Raw genomic sequence first — 17,666 nt, forward strand, 5'->3', positions numbered from 1 at the left:
GGTTTTGCCCGGCGATGCCATGGCCGCCGCTGATTCGCGGCGAATTGCTACGTCGTCCTGCCGGCTTTGAGGAGGCATTGCGGTACGCGAGGCTGGCTCTCCCATTTCACTCGACTTCGCGCAGCCGATATCCGACGCCGGTCTCGGTGGTGATATAACGGGGCTGGTCGGGCATCTTTTCGATCTTTTGCCTGAGTTGCCGGACATAGACCCTGAGATATTGAACGTCGGTGGAATCGCCCCAGACCTGCTTCAGCAGGAATTGGTGGGTGAGAACCTTGCCGGCGTGCTGTACGAGGATGCGGAGGATGTCGTATTCCTTCGGCGAGAGCTTTATCTCCTTGTCCTCGACCTTGACGATGCGCTTCACCAGATCGACGGAGAGGTCGCCGGTGTGGAACACCGGTTTCTCACCCTGCTGCTGGAACTTGTGGCGCAGCGCCACGCGGATGCGTGCCACAAGCTCGTTCATACCGAACGGCTTGGTGACATAATCGTCGGCGCCGAGTTCGAGGGCCGAGACGATGCCGGCCTCATCAGTGCGGCTCGAAAGAATAACCACGGGAATGTCCAGGCCATCATCCCGCCATTTGCGCAGCAGCTCATGCCCGCTCATGCCGGGCAGGCCGAGATCGAGGAGGACCAGGTCCGGCTTTTCCGTCTCCATGAGTTCAATCGCCGCGCTGGCGTTCGGCGCCTCGCTGATCGCATAGCCTTGGCTGCCGAGCCCGACGCGAAGCAGTTTCCGGATCGGCGGCTCGTCGTCGACCACCAATATCCTGACGTCCAAATTCGTCATGACAGGTGGTCCATGTTTCGATCGTCAGCATCGGGTTCACCGACATCGGGGAGTTCTGCCGGCACCGGCATTCTTATAGTGAAAACCGCGCCCGAGCGGTCGGTCCTGTTCGCCGCCGAGAGCGTCCCGCCCATCGCTTCGATGAAGCCGCGGCAAATCGACAATCCGAGCCCGGTGCCGGCACGCACCTGGTCACCCTTGCGCACACGGTAGAAAGTGTCGAAAACGCGCTCCAGGTCCGCTGGCGGAATGCCTGGTCCCTCATCCATGATCTGCAGGATGACGCTGCCATTGTCGGCCCAGGCCTGCAGGCGGATCGTCGAACCTGGCGGCGCGTATTTTGCAGCATTGTCGAGGAGATTGAACAGCACCTGCTCGAACAGAACGGGGTCGAGCCGCAACATCGGCAGATCCGATGGAATATCGGTCTCGGTCTTATGCTCGCCGACGATTTTGCGGGCCCGATGCAGGGCTGAGCCGACAATGTCGCCGACATAGTGGAATGCATAATTCGGCTCCATCGTGCCGGATTCTATCTTGGTCATGTCGAGCAGATTGGCGATGAAGCGGTTCAGCCTTTCCGATTCATCAAGCACGGTCGACAGCAGTTCCGCCCGGTCCTGCTCGGGCAGTGCGGCCTCGAAGTCCCTGAGTGTTCCGGCCGCGCCCATGATGGCGGCAAGCGGCGTTTTCAAATCGTGGGAAATGGAGGTGAGCAAGGCCGAGCGCAGACGGTCTGCCTCGGCCGCAAGCTTGGCCCGGTCAACATCGGCGACGAGCTGGATGCGCTCGATGGCGACCGCCGCCTGGTCGGCGAGCGCATCGAGCAGACGTTGCTGCTCGGGTGTCAGCAGCGGACCTTGCTTGTCGTTGTCGAGGCCGACGACGCCCACCGCCGTGCGTCCGGTCCGCAAGGGCAGATAGAGGCGTTTTGCTCCGGGCAGCGTGTCGGCGCCGCGCCCGGCGGCGCGGTTATGCTCCCACGCCCAGCGGGCTGCTGCGATGTCGGCCTCGGCCAGCGTGTCGTCGGGTGGGTAGCCGGCTTTGACCGCGATTGTGCCGTCCTCGGGCAAAAGCAGCACTACGCGCAGCTTCAGCATCAAGGCGATCTGGAAGGCAGTGGCCCATAGCACGTCGTCCAGGGTACCGGCGCCGGCGAGCTTCTTTGAAAACTGATAGATGTCTTCCGTGGCGCGCGCCCGTGAGCTGGCAGCGATCGCTTGACGCTGCACCCGCGCCGTCAGATTGCTGGCGATAACGGCGACAACAAGGAAGACGGCAAGCGCAACGATGCTCTCCGGATCCCTGATCGTCAGTGTGTAGCGCGGCTCTAGGAAAAAGTAGTTGAATGCAAGGGCGCTGACGACACAGGCGTACAACGCTGGCCAGAGCCCGCCCATTACAGCCGATGTGAGCACCGCCAGCAGAAAGACAATGGCCAGATTGCGAACGTCGAGAAACTGGTCGAGAACAGTGCTGAAGGCCAGCGAGCCCATGACATAGGCTGTAGCTAGCAGGTAGGGCCTAACCTGAAACTGCTTCTGCTCGGTTGCCGCGCTGACATTTTTCGAGGGTGCGTCGGTGCCCTGGTCGGTTCCCGAAATTACATGGACGCTGATGTTGCCGGCGTCGCGGATGAGATCATAGGTGAGCGAGCCTTCGATCAATTCGCGCCAGCGTGATCGGGTCGGCCTGCCGATCACGATATGGGTGAAGTTGTTCGCCGTCGCATGGCGAACGATGTCTTGCGCGACATTCTGACCCGGAATGGTCGTCACCTCGGCACCGAGCTGCTCGGCAAGGCGCAACTGCGTCGCCAGCCGATCCTTGTCCTCCTCGGGCATGGCGGCTGAGCGAGGGGTGTCCACATGAAGCGCCGTCCAGGGGGCACGGAGGCGGTCGGCCAGCCTGCGCGCATAGCGTATGCGAGCCGCTCCGCCAGGACGCGCGTCGACGCAGACGAGAACCCTTTCTCCGGCCGCCCACGGTCCCGGGATCGCGTGTGCCTGCATATGGTTGAGCAACTGCTCATCGACCCGCTGGGCGGTGCGGCGAAGCGCCAACTCCCTGAGCGCCGTCAGATTGCCCGGCGAGAAATAGTTCTCGATGGCGCGCTGGGCGGTGTTGGGGAAGTAGACCTTGCCTTCCTCCAGCCGCTTGATCAGGTCGTCGGGGGTGAGGTCGATGATCTCGACATCGTCGGCTTGATCGATGATGGAGTCGGGGACGGTTTCACGCACCCTGACGCGTGTGATCTGGGCCACGACGTCGTTCAGGCTTTCGACGTGCTGGATGTTCAGTGTCGTGTAGACATCGATCCCGTGCGTCAGGATTTCCTGGACGTCGAGGTAGCGCTTGGGGTGGCGGCTGCCGGCGACGTTGGTGTGGGCGAGTTCGTCGACCAGAACCAGCGCCGGGCGCCGGGCGAGGATGGCGTCGAGATCCATCTCCTCGAGAATGCGCCCCTTGTAGTCGATCTCAAGGCGAGGAATGACCTCGTAGCCTTCGACCAGCGTCTGCGTCTCCTTGCGACCATGCGTCTCGACGATGCCGATCACCACGTCGATCCCGTCGGCCAGCCTGGCGCGGCCTGACATCAGCATCTCGTAGGTCTTGCCGACACCGGGAGCGGCGCCGAGAAATATCCTCAGGCGACCTCGCTCCTCCCGCTCGGCATGCTCAAGCAGCGCGTCGGGAGAGGGCCTGGTTTCGGCGGTGCGGCTGTCGTCTGGCATTAGGATCAATCATGAACGGCGCCGGCTTCGGTGTCGATCCCGGCGCCCGCCATCATTGTTTCGTGGCATCGTCCAGCGCAAGGTTGAGGGCCAGCACATTGACCACCGGCTCGCCTATAAAGCCCAATTCGCGATCCTCGACATGGCTGTCGACGAGCGATTTGATCCTGGATTCATCGACGTTCCTGGCCCTGGCCACCCTGGTGACCTGAAAATAGGCCGCATCGGGGCTGATATGCGGATCGAGGCCGCTGCCGGACGTGGTGACCAGATCCATCGGCACCGGCTGGTTCGGGTTTTCGGCCCTCAACTTTTCGGCGTCGCTCTTGATACGGTCGATCAGCTTCGGGTTAGTCGGGCCGAGATTTGAGCCGCCCGAGGCGGCGGCATTGTAACCGTCGCCGGCAGCTGACGGACGGCCATGGAAGTAGCGATCGCTGGTGAAAGTCTGGCCGATCAGCTCGGAACCGATGACCTTGCCGTTCCTCTCGATCAGGCTGCCATTGGCCTGGCCCGGAAACAGCGCCTGGGCAATGCCGGTCATGCCGATCGGATAGACCAAACCCGTCAGAACGGAGAAGAAGACGATCATGACGATAGCGGGCCTGATTTGATTGAGCATCGACGTGGTTCCTTATGCGAGACCGAGAGCAGTGATGGCCATGTCGATCACCTTGATGCCGACGAAGGGGACGATGACGCCGCCAAGGCCGTAGACAAGAAGGTTGCGGCTGAGCAGCGCACCGGCGCCGACCGCGCGGTATTTGACGCCCCTCAGCGACAGCGGGATCAGTGCAATGATGATCAGCGCGTTGAAGATGATGGCCGAGAGGATAGCGCTCTGCGGCGTCGCCAGATGCATGACATTGAGCGCTTGCAGCGGCCCTGCGGTCTGGCCCGGGGCGATGTAGAAGACGGCGAATATTGCCGGGATAATGGCAAAATACTTGGCCACGTCGTTGGCTATGGAGAAAGTGGTCAGCGAGCCACGCGTCATCAGCAGCGCCTTGCCGATTTCGACGATCTCGATCAGCTTGGTCGGATCGCTGTCGAGATCAACCATGTTGCCGGCCTCGCGCGCCGCGACCGTACCGGTGTTCATGGCGACGCCGACATCGGCCTGCGCAAGGGCCGGCGCGTCGTTGGTGCCGTCGCCGCACATGGCGACCAGCTTGCCCTTGGCCTGCTCGTCGCGGATCAGCTTCAGCTTGTCCTCGGGCGTCGCCTGGGCAAGGAAATCGTCGACGCCGGCTTCCGCCGCGATCGCCGCCGCGGTCATCGGATTGTCGCCGGTGATCATCACCGTGCGGATACCCATGCGGCGCAATTCGGCAAAACGCTCGCTGATGCCGCCCTTGACGATGTCCTTCAGATGGACGACGCCGAGCAGGCGCCCGTCGCGCTCGACCGCCAGCGGTGTGCCACCGGATTTGGCGATCTCGTCGGCGATCGCCTGGAGGTCGCGGACTGTGTCGCTGCCGGGCCGAGTACCGCCCGTGGCAACGGTCGAGAGGTTGACGTGGGCGAGCACCGCATCGACGGCGCCTTTGCGGACCGAGGAGCTCTCCAGGTCGACGCCGCTCATGCGGGTTTGCGCGGTGAAGGGCACGAAAGTCGCGTGCAAGCTTGCCATGTCGCGGGCGCGGATGGCGTATTTCTCCTTCGCCAGCACGACAATCGAGCGGCCTTCCGGTGTTTCGTCGGCAAGCGAAGCAAGCTGGGCGGCGTCGGCCAGTTCCTGTTCGGTGACGCCCCTCACCGGACGGAACGCCGTCGCCTGGCGGTTGCCCAGCGTGATGGTTCCGGTCTTGTCGAGCAGCAGCGTGTCGACGTCGCCGGCCGCTTCGACGGCGCGGCCCGACATGGCCAGTACATTGAAGCGCACCAGGCGGTCCATGCCGGCAATGCCGATGGCCGACAGCAGCGCGCCGATCGTGGTCGGGATCAAGGTGACGAACAGGGCGACCAGCACCGTCACCGAGATATAGCCGCCCGAATAGGAGGCAAAGCTTGGGATTGTAGCGGTGGCCAGCACGAAGATCAGAGTCATGCCGACGAGCAGGATGTTGAGCGCGATCTCGTTGGGTGTCTTCTGGCGCTCGGCGCCCTCGACCAACGAGATCATGCGGTCGAGGAACGTATGGCCGGCAGCCGCGGTGATGCGCACGCGGATCCAGTCGGACAAGACCTGCGTGCCGCCGGTCACCGCCGAACGGTCACCGCCGGATTCGCGGATGACCGGTGCGGATTCGCCGGTGATCGCCGCCTCGTTGACCGAAGCCACGCCTTCGACCACCTCGCCGTCCGAGGGGATGATGTCGCCGGCTTCGACGAGCACGATGTCGCCGACCTTCAGGCTGGTGCCGGGCACCAGCTTGAACTTGCTCCGATCGCCGCCGGTCAACAGCTTGGCCTGCGTCTCGGTGCGCGCCCGGCGCAGCGAGTCTGCTTGCGCCTTGCCGCGGCCTTCGGCCACCGCTTCGGCGAAATTGGCGAAAAGCACGGTGAACCACAGCCAGATGATGATCTGCAGCGTGAAGCCGAGATCACCGCCGCCGGTAACGAGATCCTTGACGAACAGCACGGTGGTGAGCGCCGAGACGACGGCGACGACGAACATCACCGGGTTTCGCACCAAGGTGCGCGGGTTCAGTTTTCTGAAGGAACCGCCGATAGCGGGCCACAGGATGCGGGTATCGATGATGCTCACGGATTTCGACTGGCTCATTTGGTGGCTCCAGTGTCGATGTTGTTGACCGGTCGATCGTGTGCCGAACGAAGGTGCGGCGGCCCGTAAGCCAGCAGCCAGATCATGATCAAGGCTGCCGCAATAGCGAGGAATGTGGACAGGGTCGGGAAAGGAGGGGGCGTTTTCTCCCCCTCCGGCTCGGAACGATGCCGGACCTTTCGAGACATGATCTTGAACCTGGGCATGGCCGTTTCAGCGTTTCAGAAGGTCTGACCGTTGATCATGGCCAGGTGCTCGACGATCGGTCCGACCGCGAGGGCCGGGAAGAAAGTCAGGCCACCGACGATCAGGATGACACCGACCAGCAGCCCGACGAAGAGCGGCCCGTCGGTCGGGAAGGTGCCGGCGGAGGCAGGGACGGTCTTCTTCGCCACCAGCGAGCCAGCAATCGCCAGCGCCGGAATAATGACCAGGAAGCGGCCCATCAGCATGCCGATGCCGAGCGTCATATTGTACCAGGGCGTGTTGCCGCTGAGGCCGCCAAAGGCGGAGCCATTGTTCGCCGCGGCCGAGGTGTAGGCATAGAGGACTTCGGAGAAACCGTGCGGGCCGGTGTTGGCGATGGAAGCAACACCGGTCGGCAGCACCACCGCGATAGCGGTGAAGATCAGCATTGCCAGCGGCAGGCAGAGGACGGCAAGCATCGCCATCTTGACCTCCTTGGCCTCGATCTTCTTGCCGAGATATTCGGGCGTGCGTCCGACCATCAGCCCGGCAACGAAGACGGCGATCACGATGAACATCAGGATACCGTAGAAGCCGGCCCCGACGCCGCCGACAATGACCTCGCCGAGCTGCATGTTGATGATGGGGATCATGCCGCCGAGTGCGGTGAAGCTGTCATGCATGGCGTTGACCGCGCCGCAGGACGCGGCGGTGGTGATGACGGCAAACAGTGCCGACAGAGCGATGCCGAAGCGGCTTTCCTTGCCCTCCATGTTGCCGCCGTCGATGCCCAGCGCATGGACGAGCGGATTGCCGGCGGCCTCGGCCCAGTAGCAGACGGCAACGCCGGCGATGAACAGCACGCCCATCGCCGACAGAATTGCCCAGCCCTGGCGCTGGTTGCCGACCATGCGACCGAAGACATTGGTTAGCGCCGCGCCGAAGGCGAAGATCGTCACCATCTGGATCAGGTTCGAGATCGCGTCGGGATTTTCGAAGGGATGCGCTGCATTGGCGTTGAAGAAGCCGCCGCCATTGGTGCCGAGCATCTTGATGGCAACCTGCGAAGCGACCGGCCCGACCGCGATCGTCTGTTGCGCGCCTTCCAGCGTCGTCGCGTTGACGTAAGCACCAACCGTTTGCGGCATACCGAGATAGACATAGACAAGCGTCAACACGATGCAGAACGGCACAAGCAGATAGAGCGTGCAGCGGGTCATATCGACCCAGAAATTGCCGATCGATTTGCCTGAGGCTCTAGCAAAACCGCGGATCAGTGCGACCGCGATGGCGATGCCGGTCGCGGCCGACAGAAAGTTCTGCACGGTCAAGCCGGCCATCTGCACGAGATAGGACATCGTGCTTTCGCCGCCGTAGTTCTGCCAGTTGGTGTTGGTCATGAAGCTGGCGGCGGTGTTGAAGGCAAGCCCAGGTTCGACGGCGGTCATGCCGGCCGGATTGTAGGGCAGGCCGCCTTGCAGCCGCTGCAGGAAATAGAGCACCAGGAAGCCGGCCAGGTTAACGAACAGCAGGGCCGCCGCATAGGAGGTCCAGTGCTGCTCCTCGCGCTCGCTGGTCCCGGACATACGGTAGAGCCCGCGCTCGAGCGGGGCCAGAATTGGCGACAGGAATGTGCGCTCGCCGCTGAAAACGCGATGCATGTAGCCGCCGAGCGGCTTGGCCAGCAAAACGACGATCCCGCAATAGACGAGGATCTGCAGCCATCCGTTGATTGTCATGGGGTTGGCTCCTTGCCAGCGGAGATCAGAAGCGTTCCGGGCGAACGAGGGCGTATGTCAGGTAAGCGAGAAGGAACAGGGTCACGGCGCCGCCGAGGATATAGTCGAAGAGCATGTTTCGATCCCCTAAACTTACAGCCCGTCGCAGGCTTTGATGTAACCGAAGCATAGAGCAAAGAACGAGATTCCTATCCCGACAACAATGATGTCCATCGTGCAATTTCCTATATTGAGTTTGTTCTTTTCAACTTGGACAAAACTGTCCAAGCCCGCTCACCGCTTCACATCGGCGGCCGGATACATCGCTCTGCCGAATATGGATCAAAGTGCCATAAAGGTTCGAGACGGGACGCGGAGCAAAGAAATCAAAATCCCATAAGGATTTCGCCGCCTCGGCGCTGGCCACAGCTTCAGGGGGAGGTGCGCACCGGCGCGCGAAGCTGCCGGGGATCAGTCTGCGCGGGTATAGATCAGAGCGTAATCGTCCGCATAGGCCCGCTTCCAGCCCAGTTCGTCGAAGAACGGAATGCGGCTGTCGTCGGCGGTCAACAATGCCCAGCCTATCGCATATTTCTCGAGCTGGGCTTTCAGGATCGGCTTGCCCCGGCTGTGCCCAGTCTGCTCATCCGTTTCCGTAAAGCCGTTCAGGAAGAGCTGATCCGCCCGGCCGTCGATAAACGTCTTGATGCCATGGAAAATCAGCGTGCCGCCGAAATTGTAGGAATTCAGCAGATTGCCTGACAGATTATGGGCTTGGGCGAAGGCCAGCGCATCCCTCGCCGAAGTCTTCTGGCTCGGCACGACCGGATAGGCCAGGAAGACCGCGGCCGCCAAAACCAGCAAAACGGCAAGTCCAGCGCAAATTCTGGAAAATTGCCGCGCGAAAAATTGTTCAAGTCCGTCGCGCTTTTCCGCGGCCCATGTAGGGGCTGAAAGCGCTGGATATTGTTGCGCAACCTCGACGGCAAGGACGACCGGGACAAGAAGAAAGAACAGGTACATGAACCGTATGTGGGTGAGATAGACGTGCAAGGTGAAGACAAGGAACAGCGCCTTGGCCCAGCCAATACGCAATCTCGACACGAGCAGCCCGAAAAACGCCACCAGCAGGGCCACCTCCTGGAGGGTATGCCGCGAGGCGTCGAAGGGTTGCCACTCCGCAATGTAAGGCACCGCCTCATTGCCATAGGCCACGGTGAATGTGGCGAGTATGGCCTTGACGCCATAGGGATTGAGCAGGCTGACCAGCGGGCAAAGCAGCCCGAAAGCGATCCACTTGGCCAGCAGCCGGGAGTTCGACAAGCGCGTGCGCATGACGAGATCGAGGCCGGCGAAGGCGGCGATAATGAAACCGAAGGTGAAGGTGGCATGGAGATTGGCCCACAGGCAAAGCAGCGCCAGCAGCCATAGAGGCGGCGCTTTCTCGTTGCGTGCGGCTTGGAAAAGACCGGCGGTCCAGACGACGATAATGGGCAAGGTAAAGATGTGGGGTCGGGCGACATAGATTGGCCCGATCAAGAGCGCGAGCACCAGTGTCAGTGCTATCGCCAGCGTCGGCTTCAACGACGCGCTGAGATACCACGACGTCAGGAAGGCCGTCAGCGCGATTACCGCAGTCGCCAGCAGTACCACGCCGTTCCAGCCGCCGGCTTCGAAGGCAAGGGCAAGGAGAACCTGGCTAAGCCATTCCTTGGCGATCCATGGCTGGCCGGCAAAAGTGTAGGAGTAAATGTCGACGGAGGGGAATGTGCGGCTTGCCAGCATATCCATGCCGACCTTGATGTGCCACCAGCTATCGGGATCCTGCAGGAGGGAGGTGGCAAAGGCGAGGAGCGCCGTCGCCATCACGACGGCCGCCAGCAGGCAAAACACCAACCTCACATGCCGTATGTCGTCTATCGACGGCCTCGCCTCACCAGACATCCCGCGCATATGGCATCCCTGAGCCGCGATAGCGGAAGGGATAGCCCGAATTTGTTAGAAAACCGATAAGCTGCAGGATTGCGGCCACAACCCTGTGCCGCGCGTCTAACCGGCTGGGCACGTTGAGCAGCGACTACTAAGTTGCGGGTGAGGGGCAGACCTCCGGCCGTTCAGCCCTCGGCCTTGAAGTTCTTGGCTTCCTTCTCGACTTTCGGGCTGTCCTTGCCGTGCTTGCGCATCAGATCCTTCGCCTGCTTCGGCGAAACGTCGGTGGTTTCGGCCAGGTGCAGAGCCTTCTTTTCGTCCGGATCGCGCGTCTTGCGGTCGGCCATTGCGGTTTTCTTGTTAGCCATTACGACGCTCTTATGCTCTCGGCGATTTCGTTCAGCACCTTGCGGTCGGTGCCGTGGCGCTTGATCAGCGTGCGTGCCTGATCAGGGGTAATGCCCGCTTCCTCGGCGAAATGGCGTACCTCATAGTCTTCGCCGCCCGCCACTCGTGAGCGGTCGCGACTGTCGGTCCTGGTTTTGTCGTCGGCCATGGCAGCTCTCCTCATCTCAACGAGAGCATAACGGGCAACATTTCAGCGAGTTCCTTCGAGCGTGTCGCCCAGTTGCCTACCCTCGGGCATGACCCGACATGAGCGGCGGTTTTTGCTCAAAGCAAGGGCACGGCGCCAGGCTGGCCTTCGCGCACAAAAAGGCTCGCTTCCTTGGCCGCACCAGTAAATTTCCCCCGCGCGCTGCCAACCGCCCGCACTGCTCCTGGGCGCAGCCTGGTATTCGTTGCGGATTGCTAAGGGTAGCGATGGTCGAACACGACCCCCATGGTCCTACCAACGGCCGTCATGACGATAATCTCGACCAGATCGTCGTCACTGTCACCGCAGGCCGGGGCCGTCCGGCGAACGATGTCCAGCATCGCCCTCGTCGATATGGTGTCGCCGGCGCCGAATCTTGAAAGCGCAGATGAAACAAGCTCTTGGGCCGTCAAGTCGGCGACAGTCACCCTCTGCACCACGTTCATTGGCTTCCTCCCACCATGAACCCTCTCCCGCGAGAATGATACGCCGAACGTCGGGTTTCGCCAGCGAAATGGTGGTCCTACCAGCGCGCGGGGCAGCGACCGAAATCGTCGGTTTTGCGTGAGGCAATCCAGGCGCGAGGCGGCAGCACTTTTGTGCCATGCGACTTCGCCACAGACCCATCCCGGCGGCCGGGATGGGTCTCAATTTATTTACTTGGCAGTTTGATTGCTTGGCAGTCGGGTCTGCTCGGTTGCGGTCGAAGTCAGCGCAGCAAGAACCACGGTGCGGGCAGGACCAGGACGGTTCTTCGTTTCACGGAACGCCGAACCGGTCTGTCTTTTTTGTTTGACGCAATTCCGGATGGAAAACCGTTCACACGTTTTCCTGGAATTGCTTGTCTTATGACTCTAGGCGGCCAGATCGCTCGGAAGCTTGCCGCCATTCTCGACCAGCTTTTTCATCAGTGCATCATGCAGCCACAGATTCATCGTTACGGTGTCGTTCATGTCGCCGGTGTAGTTCAGCTCGTGAGCAAGCTCCTTGCGGGCGCCGAGGCTGCTATCGATATTCAGAGCCTTCATCAGGTCGACGATCGAATTCTTCCAGTTGAGCTTTTGCCCTTTCGCGGCCACCGCCTTGTCGAGAATGGCAGCGATGTCAGGAGCAGAGGACGGCGCGGATGGCGTTGCCGGAGCCGGGGTTGCAGCCGGGTCGGGTCGGGTAGGCGCCGTCGGCTGGGTGGCCGTGCTCGAAGCAGGCGCGGGAGACGGTTGCGCCGGCGGCGCTTCGGCCGCAACCGCGTTTCCGAAAATCGCACCTTTGATACTGTCGAAAATGCCCATTGCTATCTCCTGGGTTGCCTTCACGGTGTGTTGCCTTGACGGTCGGTGAGGCGACCGTTGCCGAATTCGCATTGAGCGCCCTGGTTGTACCGGACCACGAACGCAACGCAGGGGCAACTCCAAACTGGCTGAAAGGTAAAGGCTTGGTTGCATGGTGAAATCGGCTCAGTGATCCGATCCCAGAGTAGAATGGTCAGATCGCGGCACGACAAATAGTTACGCGCAATGGGCGAGGAAACGGTTGGCAGCCAGTTTTGCTGACGCAGACCAGAAAAATCATCTAGATTCGTGTTCGCCATTCGCTGAGAGGAACGAAGCCATGACAGCAGTCGTCGCATCCGACAGGCTCGAACGTTCGCTGGTTTGGGCAGAGGACGATCCGTCGGTCAAATGGGCCGGCGCTTTCGCGGTTTACGGCGGGCACGGCACCACCCAGTCCTCAGTCATTGTCTACGAGATCGAGCCCGGCAAGCGGCTCGGCTGGCACACCGACGCCACCGAGGAGACGCAATACATCATCGCCGGCACCGGCGAGCTGCACATCGAGGGCGGCAGCATCCACCCGGTCAGGCCCGGCAGCGTCCTGGTACTTCCGACGCCGGTCCGGCACGACCTCGTCAACACCGGCACCGAAACCCTGCGCGCCGTCGCTTTCTTTGCGGCGGCGATGTTCACGCAGACATTCGACGACGTCATGCTGCCGCCGAAATCCCATGTCCTCGGCACGCCCAATCGCGCAGGCTGAACGCGTGCCAGCGGGAATCATCCGGCCTGCGGATTGCGGACTTGGAGCTGAGATGAGCGCGCGCGCGGCCGGCAAGCGGTTCGGCGTCGTTACACGCCTGTGTCACGGGCGGACCGGCTGATGGCGCCCGTCAAGGTCGACCCGGCCAAGGTGCGCGAGTTCAGGGATGCCGAAAGCTTCCATGCCTGGCTTGGCGAGCATCACGACAGCGAGGACGAAGTCTGGATCAAGATCCATAAGCGCGATTCGGGGCTGCCGTCGATCACGCCGAAGCAAGCCATCGACGTGGCGTTATGCTGGGGCTGGATCGATGCGGTGCGCAAGGCCCTGGACGGCAAAAGCTATTTGCAGCGTTATACCCCGCGCGGCAAGAAGAGCACCTGGAGCCAGATCAACGTCGACAATGTCGCCCGGCTGATCGAGGAGGGCCGGATGACCGAGCATGGGCTGAGGCAGGCCGAGGCAGCCAAGGCCGACGGCCGCTGGGCGCGCGCCTATAGGAGCGGCAAGGAAATGAAGATCCCCGACGACCTCCAGGCGGCAATAGACGCCGAGCCCAAGGCGAAAGAGATGCTGGCGAAGCTCAGCGAGCAAAACCGCTTCGCGCTCGCCTTCCGCACCCACAACATGAAGACCGAAGCCGGACGCAAGAAGAAGATCGCGGCGTTCGTGGAGATGCTGAAGCGCGGCGAGACCATCCATCCGCAACGAAAACGCGATTCTGGCTGAACATTCTGACCGCGCTTGTCTCCCGCATCTTGTGCTTGTCCCGAATGCGGCCGGATCGCTGCTCAGCCTTCGATCCTGGCGATGTCGCCGACGATTGTTTTCGGCGAGCGTCGCCTGACATTTCGACAACATCTCTCATTCGTTTGATCGATGCAGGAACAAAGCTCCGTCCTCACAGTCGGTATGGTATATTAGCAGGCGCTGTTATGAGGTTTTTGCCCGTTCAGGAGCCGACTGGCACGTGGGCCGTGTTTGATGCGACCGTGGACGTGCCTGCGGATTTCGCGGGCAGTTGCCTTATCGGCTTGCCGCGGGAGCGGGCGGAGTGGCTCGCAGCAAGAGCCAATCGAGATGCTGCAAAAGGCACTTCGACTTGGCGGTTGTCAGCTGCCGGACCGGCAAAAGCCGCGGTTCTTAGACTTAGACCGTTAGGAGAGATTTCGATGATGCACGAACAGGTAATGGAAGCTGCGTTGGCAGCCAGAAATCAGGAAGTGGATATTTGTGGTGTCTTCGACATCACCAACAAAACCGATGCGCCAATTGGCTCTCGCCGATTGGGCGAGGCTATCCACTTTGTCGCCAATGCACCTATCGTTGGCTATGATGTTCACGCCGCCGTCATCCGATATGGCCCACTCGGAACCCCCAGCCTCAGAGCAACAGATTGCACACAGCTGTGGGAGAAGTTTGGCGAGGCCTTGCTGCAACACTGACGGGCTGACCTTTGGCGCGTATGGCACCACCATCGTGCAGGACACTTCCCTTGTGAGAACGACGTGGAAGCCTGGCGGGTGATATTGCAATCAAATTAGCGTGAGCGCATATTTTTTACCGGCTGGACTCGCAACCGGCCAGGCCCGGCGGCCGGCCGCCAACGGGCCGTCAGGCCGCCAACAAATGGTTCGGCAGGCCCGACGTCCCCCCTTGGCAAGGTCGCCGGAAACAAAGCATGATGCGGCGGCAAAACGGGTTTGGGAGAATGACATGCCTAAGGTTTCGGAGCTCTTTTTCAAGACAGCCATCGTCTTTCTTATTCTGGGAATTGCAGCTGGCCTGCAGATGGCAATTTCAGGCGATCACGGCGCGTTTCCGGCTCACGCGCACATCAACCTGCTGGGATGGGTCACTAGTGCAATATTCGGCGGCTACTATGCGCTGAACCCGGCGAAGGCTGCCCGCAGGACGGCGATGATCCACTATGGCGTGTACAATCTCGGCCTGGTCGTGATGTTGCCGGCGCTTTACCTGATGCTGCAGGGAAATCCGGCGCTCGAGCCGATCGTCGCCACCGGCTCAATGATTGTCGCTGTCGCCGTGCTGATCTTTGCCTTCGTGGTTTTCTCCGGCGAAACAGAGCGCTCGGTCTCGGGAATACAAGCGGTTCCGCGCTAGACGCGTAGCGACACTAACGAACCTGTCGAAGCCCGCGCTCTGGTGGAGCGCGGGTCGTTCGGCTTGTGGGCTGATCTGGGGTAAGGGGTGCGGCGCAGATGGAGCCGCTCAGTAGCGATCCTTCGCGCCCTCTGCAAATTACGAATTACGGTGACAGTGCACCATTTTCTTTTTCCCGCCTGTCGCGTTTCCCAATTTCACTGCTCTTTCCGGTTTGCTCGGCAATCACGGTCGAGAAGTGCTTCGCTGCCCATCGGTTGCACGACATCGGCGGCGCGGTAATGCAAGTCGAGCCATGCGTTCAATTTACGCACAGCGACAGCCGAGCAAACATGACAAATAGTGCACTGTCACCGTAATTCTGTCGCCGTAATTCAAAGTGCACTGTCACCGTAATTCAAACGTCCGCTTGCTGACCCTTAGCTGACTCTCACAAGCTTCTTGCAAAGTGCAATGTTGTACGGAACGCATCCTTGCGACCCAAAGAAATGCCGCGCGTCGAGATTGGCTGCCCAGATGCCCATAGCAATTTCGTCGAAACCTTCGCAAGCAGCTCGCTGTTCAACATGGCACATCAAAGCTGCGGCAACTCCACGACGACGAGCTTCCGGCATAACCGAGATGTGGTGCACATAGATCAGGGGCCGAGGGAAAGTGAACGGCGTTTCTGGCAGCGACTGAATTTCAAACCAGACGTAGCCGACTGGAGCACGATCAATCTCAGCAATCGCGATCGAGCTCTTCGGATCAGCCAGCCTCGCTGCGAAGAATGTCCTCACCGCAGACGGATCGGCTGCCTGTTTGAAAACGTCTGGATGCAATTCAGCATGGAGACTCTGAACCACCTGATTGAGCCGAACGAGCGCGTCAAAGTCTGCCTCCGAGGCAGCCCGGATTTCCACTGACATTGAGACACCTCCCCGTTTGTAGACGACGCTGCGACGGTGATGTCTTTCTGTCAACGAACGTCGGTCTTCCACCCATCTCGGCCATTGGCGGAGTTTTGACCCTAGTGATTAGTAGGCTGGTTAGTAAGCTACTAACCGAACCTTACCAAAAATAAAGGGTTTCTCGGGATTAGCTGGCGGAGAGAGCGGGATTCGAACCCGCGTTACGGTCTCCCGTAAACACACTTTCCAGGCGTGCGCCTTCAACCACTCGGCCACCTCTCCGTCCTTTTAGCATCTTCGACGCGGCCGGTTTCGCCGTGCGGGTTGGGGAGATGCATCTCCTTTGGGATTCCGGCCCGGAATTCCGGCCGTGGGCGCCGTCAACCAGCGGATACCCTTTCCCCGCACCCGAGCCGTCAAGCAACAGGCGCGGGGCTCATCTAGTCGATCCGGTGCCGAATGCCAAGACACTCTATTCGCTTTGCCGGACAGGGATGCTCAGCCCATGGCATCAGTGTGCTCGTTGGGCGCCTACAAACCAGTCGGCCGCGGCGTCTTCGCCGTCTGGCTCGTCAGCCGGCCCAGGTGCAAGCCGCCGGCGTAAGTTCAACTTCGCGTGTCGCGATTGCAGACGAAGCAGGTAAATCCTATTTAACAGTCCGACACGACATTCCGATAAACTCCTGGGGAGGAAGGGTCTGGATGTTTCGCTTCGTCTTTCGTCTCGCTGCAATGGTCGCGCTTTCGGTTTCGGTCATCATGGCCGTGCTCGACGCGACCCGGTCGGTGGCGGCTTCGGCGCTGGTGATGACCCCGCTCAACACCAGCTGGCTCGCCGTCTCGCCGGACACGCGCAGCGCCTTTGAAAGCTTCGTCCGCGACAAGCTCAATCCGCTGCTGTGGGACGGCGCCATCGCCTGGGTGCTCAGCCAGCCCGGCTTTGCCGTGTTCGCGGTGCTGGCCTTCGTTCTTTATGCCATCGGCTACAGGCGGCAGCGCCCCAGCGGGCGGTTCGCCGCGACCTAAAATTCCTGCGTTCCCGGATCCAGCGTTCCCCGGATCGGGGAAGGCTCAAGCAAGAAGAAAAGGAAATCGCACATGTTTCTCAGCGATATGCTGAACAAGAAGCTCAACCTGCCGAAGCCCTCCGAGGCGTTGCCCGGCCGCGACCGGCCGATCCCGACGGCATCGAAGCATTTCGTCTCGAACAGGCCGCTCAAGGGTCCCTATCCCGAAGGGCTTGAGACGGCGATGTTCGGGCTGGGCTGTTTCTGGGGTGCCGAGCGCCTGTTCTGGCAGGTCGATGGCGTCTGGGTCACGGCGGCCGGCTATGCTGGCGGCGTCACGCCCAACCCGACCTATCAGGAAACCTGCACCGGGCTCACCGGCCATGCCGAAGTCGTGCTCGTCGTCTACGATCCGAAGATCGTGTCCTATGCCGAGCTTTTGAAGCTGTTCTGGGAAAGCCACGACCCGACGCAAGGCATGCGCCAGGGCAATGATGTCGGCACCACCTACCGTTCGGCGATCTACACGTTCAACGACGCGCAACACCAGGCGGCGCTCGCTTCGCGCGATGCTTACGAGGCTTCGCTGCGCGGTGCCGGACGCGGCAAGATCACCACCGAGATCGCGCCGGCGCCGGAATTCTACTTCGCCGAGGAAGACCACCAGCAATATCTGGCGAAGAACCCCTACGGCTATTGCGGCCTGCAGGGAACCGGCGTCTCCTGCGCCATACCGGCCGCCGTCTCCGCCTGATTTTACGCCCCTGACGCAAGGAATATGCTGTGGGGGGGGGGGGGGGGGGGCCCGGCCGAGAAAAACAAAAAAAAAAAAAAAAAAAAATTTTTTTTTTGTTATAGAGTAGTGGAGCGGCGAGGAGAAGAGCGAAACAGCAACAAACCAAACCACACGCGGCAGCCGCC

The 17,666-nt window shown here is 61.1% G+C and carries 18 protein-coding genes and 1 tRNA gene; 6 read left to right on the forward strand and 13 right to left on the reverse strand.

What is annotated here, in order from left to right; all coding sequences use genetic code 11:
• Positions 1-106 precede the first annotated feature (106 nt).
• The 11 genes from NKH89_RS25635 to NKH89_RS25685 all read right to left on the reverse strand — a co-directional run bounded on the left by NKH89_RS25635 (position 107) and on the right by NKH89_RS25685 (position 11,979).
• Positions 107-799, reverse strand: a complete 693-nt coding sequence (locus tag NKH89_RS25635; RefSeq protein WP_023718987.1) for a response regulator transcription factor — start codon at positions 797-799, stop codon at positions 107-109.
• The gene (locus NKH89_RS25640) at positions 796-3,534 is read right to left on the reverse strand and encodes a DUF4118 domain-containing protein (protein WP_352910487.1); all 2,739 of its coding nucleotides are present in this window, start codon (positions 3,532-3,534) and stop codon (positions 796-798) included. Before NKH89_RS25640 ends, NKH89_RS25635 begins: the two co-directional genes overlap by 4 nt.
• Before the next feature lie 52 nt (positions 3,535-3,586).
• Complete coding sequence (gene kdpC / locus NKH89_RS25645) at positions 3,587-4,156, reverse strand: potassium-transporting ATPase subunit KdpC (RefSeq protein ID WP_023718989.1); 570 nt, start codon at positions 4,154-4,156, stop codon at positions 3,587-3,589.
• 12 nt (positions 4,157-4,168) lie between these two features.
• Positions 4,169-6,262 (reverse strand): potassium-transporting ATPase subunit KdpB, encoded by a 2,094-nt coding sequence (gene kdpB / locus NKH89_RS25650; RefSeq protein ID WP_352483573.1) that lies wholly within the window; start codon positions 6,260-6,262, stop codon positions 4,169-4,171.
• 221 nt (positions 6,263-6,483) lie between these two features.
• Complete coding sequence (kdpA, locus tag NKH89_RS25655) at positions 6,484-8,187, reverse strand: potassium-transporting ATPase subunit KdpA (protein ID WP_352910491.1); 1,704 nt, start codon at positions 8,185-8,187, stop codon at positions 6,484-6,486.
• Positions 8,188-8,212: 25 nt separating this feature from the next.
• Positions 8,213-8,302 carry a K(+)-transporting ATPase subunit F gene (locus NKH89_RS25660; protein WP_023675300.1) on the reverse strand — a complete coding sequence of 30 codons (90 nt, stop codon included), beginning with the start codon at positions 8,300-8,302 and terminating at the stop codon, positions 8,213-8,215.
• Positions 8,303-8,637: 335 nt separating this feature from the next.
• The gene (locus NKH89_RS25665; protein WP_352495474.1) at positions 8,638-10,119 is read right to left on the reverse strand and encodes a hypothetical protein; all 1,482 of its coding nucleotides are present in this window, start codon (positions 10,117-10,119) and stop codon (positions 8,638-8,640) included.
• Positions 10,120-10,280: 161 nt separating this feature from the next.
• Positions 10,281-10,463: a hypothetical protein gene (locus NKH89_RS25670; RefSeq protein ID WP_036244723.1), complete on the reverse strand. Its 183-nt coding sequence runs from the start codon at positions 10,461-10,463 to the stop codon at positions 10,281-10,283.
• On the reverse strand, positions 10,463-10,651 hold the full coding sequence (locus NKH89_RS25675) for a DUF3606 domain-containing protein (RefSeq protein WP_023718995.1): 189 nt from the start codon (positions 10,649-10,651) through the stop codon (positions 10,463-10,465). Before NKH89_RS25675 ends, NKH89_RS25670 begins: the two co-directional genes overlap by 1 nt.
• Before the next feature lie 254 nt (positions 10,652-10,905).
• Positions 10,906-11,136 (reverse strand): hypothetical protein, encoded by a 231-nt coding sequence (locus NKH89_RS25680; RefSeq protein WP_023718996.1) that lies wholly within the window; start codon positions 11,134-11,136, stop codon positions 10,906-10,908.
• A 408-nt stretch (positions 11,137-11,544) separates the two neighbouring features.
• Positions 11,545-11,979: a DUF3597 domain-containing protein gene (locus NKH89_RS25685; RefSeq protein ID WP_352483570.1), complete on the reverse strand. Its 435-nt coding sequence runs from the start codon at positions 11,977-11,979 to the stop codon at positions 11,545-11,547.
• Between the two features lie 319 nt (positions 11,980-12,298).
• On the opposite strand from NKH89_RS25685, the gene NKH89_RS25690 reads away from it, so the two are divergent.
• The 4 genes from NKH89_RS25690 (at position 12,299) to NKH89_RS25705 (ending at position 14,848) form a co-directional block, all read left to right on the forward strand.
• Positions 12,299-12,724 carry a cupin domain-containing protein gene (locus NKH89_RS25690; protein WP_031194003.1) on the forward strand — a complete coding sequence of 142 codons (426 nt, stop codon included), beginning with the start codon at positions 12,299-12,301 and terminating at the stop codon, positions 12,722-12,724.
• 120 nt (positions 12,725-12,844) lie between these two features.
• Positions 12,845-13,453, forward strand: coding sequence for a YdeI/OmpD-associated family protein (locus tag NKH89_RS25695; RefSeq protein WP_023718999.1), 609 nt, complete (start codon positions 12,845-12,847; stop codon positions 13,451-13,453).
• 443 nt (positions 13,454-13,896) lie between these two features.
• Complete coding sequence (locus tag NKH89_RS25700; protein WP_031194005.1) at positions 13,897-14,169, forward strand: hypothetical protein; 273 nt, start codon at positions 13,897-13,899, stop codon at positions 14,167-14,169.
• A 271-nt stretch (positions 14,170-14,440) separates the two neighbouring features.
• The gene (locus NKH89_RS25705) at positions 14,441-14,848 is read left to right on the forward strand and encodes a heme-copper oxidase family protein (protein ID WP_023719001.1); all 408 of its coding nucleotides are present in this window, start codon (positions 14,441-14,443) and stop codon (positions 14,846-14,848) included.
• Between the two features lie 419 nt (positions 14,849-15,267).
• On the opposite strand, the gene NKH89_RS25710 is transcribed toward NKH89_RS25705, so the two are convergent.
• Positions 15,268-15,756 (reverse strand): GNAT family N-acetyltransferase, encoded by a 489-nt coding sequence (locus NKH89_RS25710; protein ID WP_352495472.1) that lies wholly within the window; start codon positions 15,754-15,756, stop codon positions 15,268-15,270.
• Between the two features lie 174 nt (positions 15,757-15,930).
• Positions 15,931-16,020 (reverse strand) — tRNA-Ser (locus tag NKH89_RS25715).
• A 420-nt stretch (positions 16,021-16,440) separates the two neighbouring features.
• Between NKH89_RS25715 and NKH89_RS25720 the strand changes: the two genes are divergently transcribed.
• Together NKH89_RS25720 and msrA are read left to right on the forward strand one after the other, a co-directional pair.
• Positions 16,441-16,764, forward strand: a complete 324-nt coding sequence (locus tag NKH89_RS25720; protein ID WP_023719002.1) for a hypothetical protein — start codon at positions 16,441-16,443, stop codon at positions 16,762-16,764.
• 72 nt (positions 16,765-16,836) lie between these two features.
• Positions 16,837-17,499 carry a peptide-methionine (S)-S-oxide reductase MsrA gene (msrA, locus tag NKH89_RS25725; RefSeq protein ID WP_352483568.1) on the forward strand — a complete coding sequence of 221 codons (663 nt, stop codon included), beginning with the start codon at positions 16,837-16,839 and terminating at the stop codon, positions 17,497-17,499.
• Positions 17,500-17,666: the final 167 nt, after the last annotated feature.

This window comes from Mesorhizobium sp. M0923 (assembly GCF_040319365.1).
Taxonomy (GTDB): Bacteria; Pseudomonadota; Alphaproteobacteria; order Rhizobiales; family Rhizobiaceae; genus Mesorhizobium.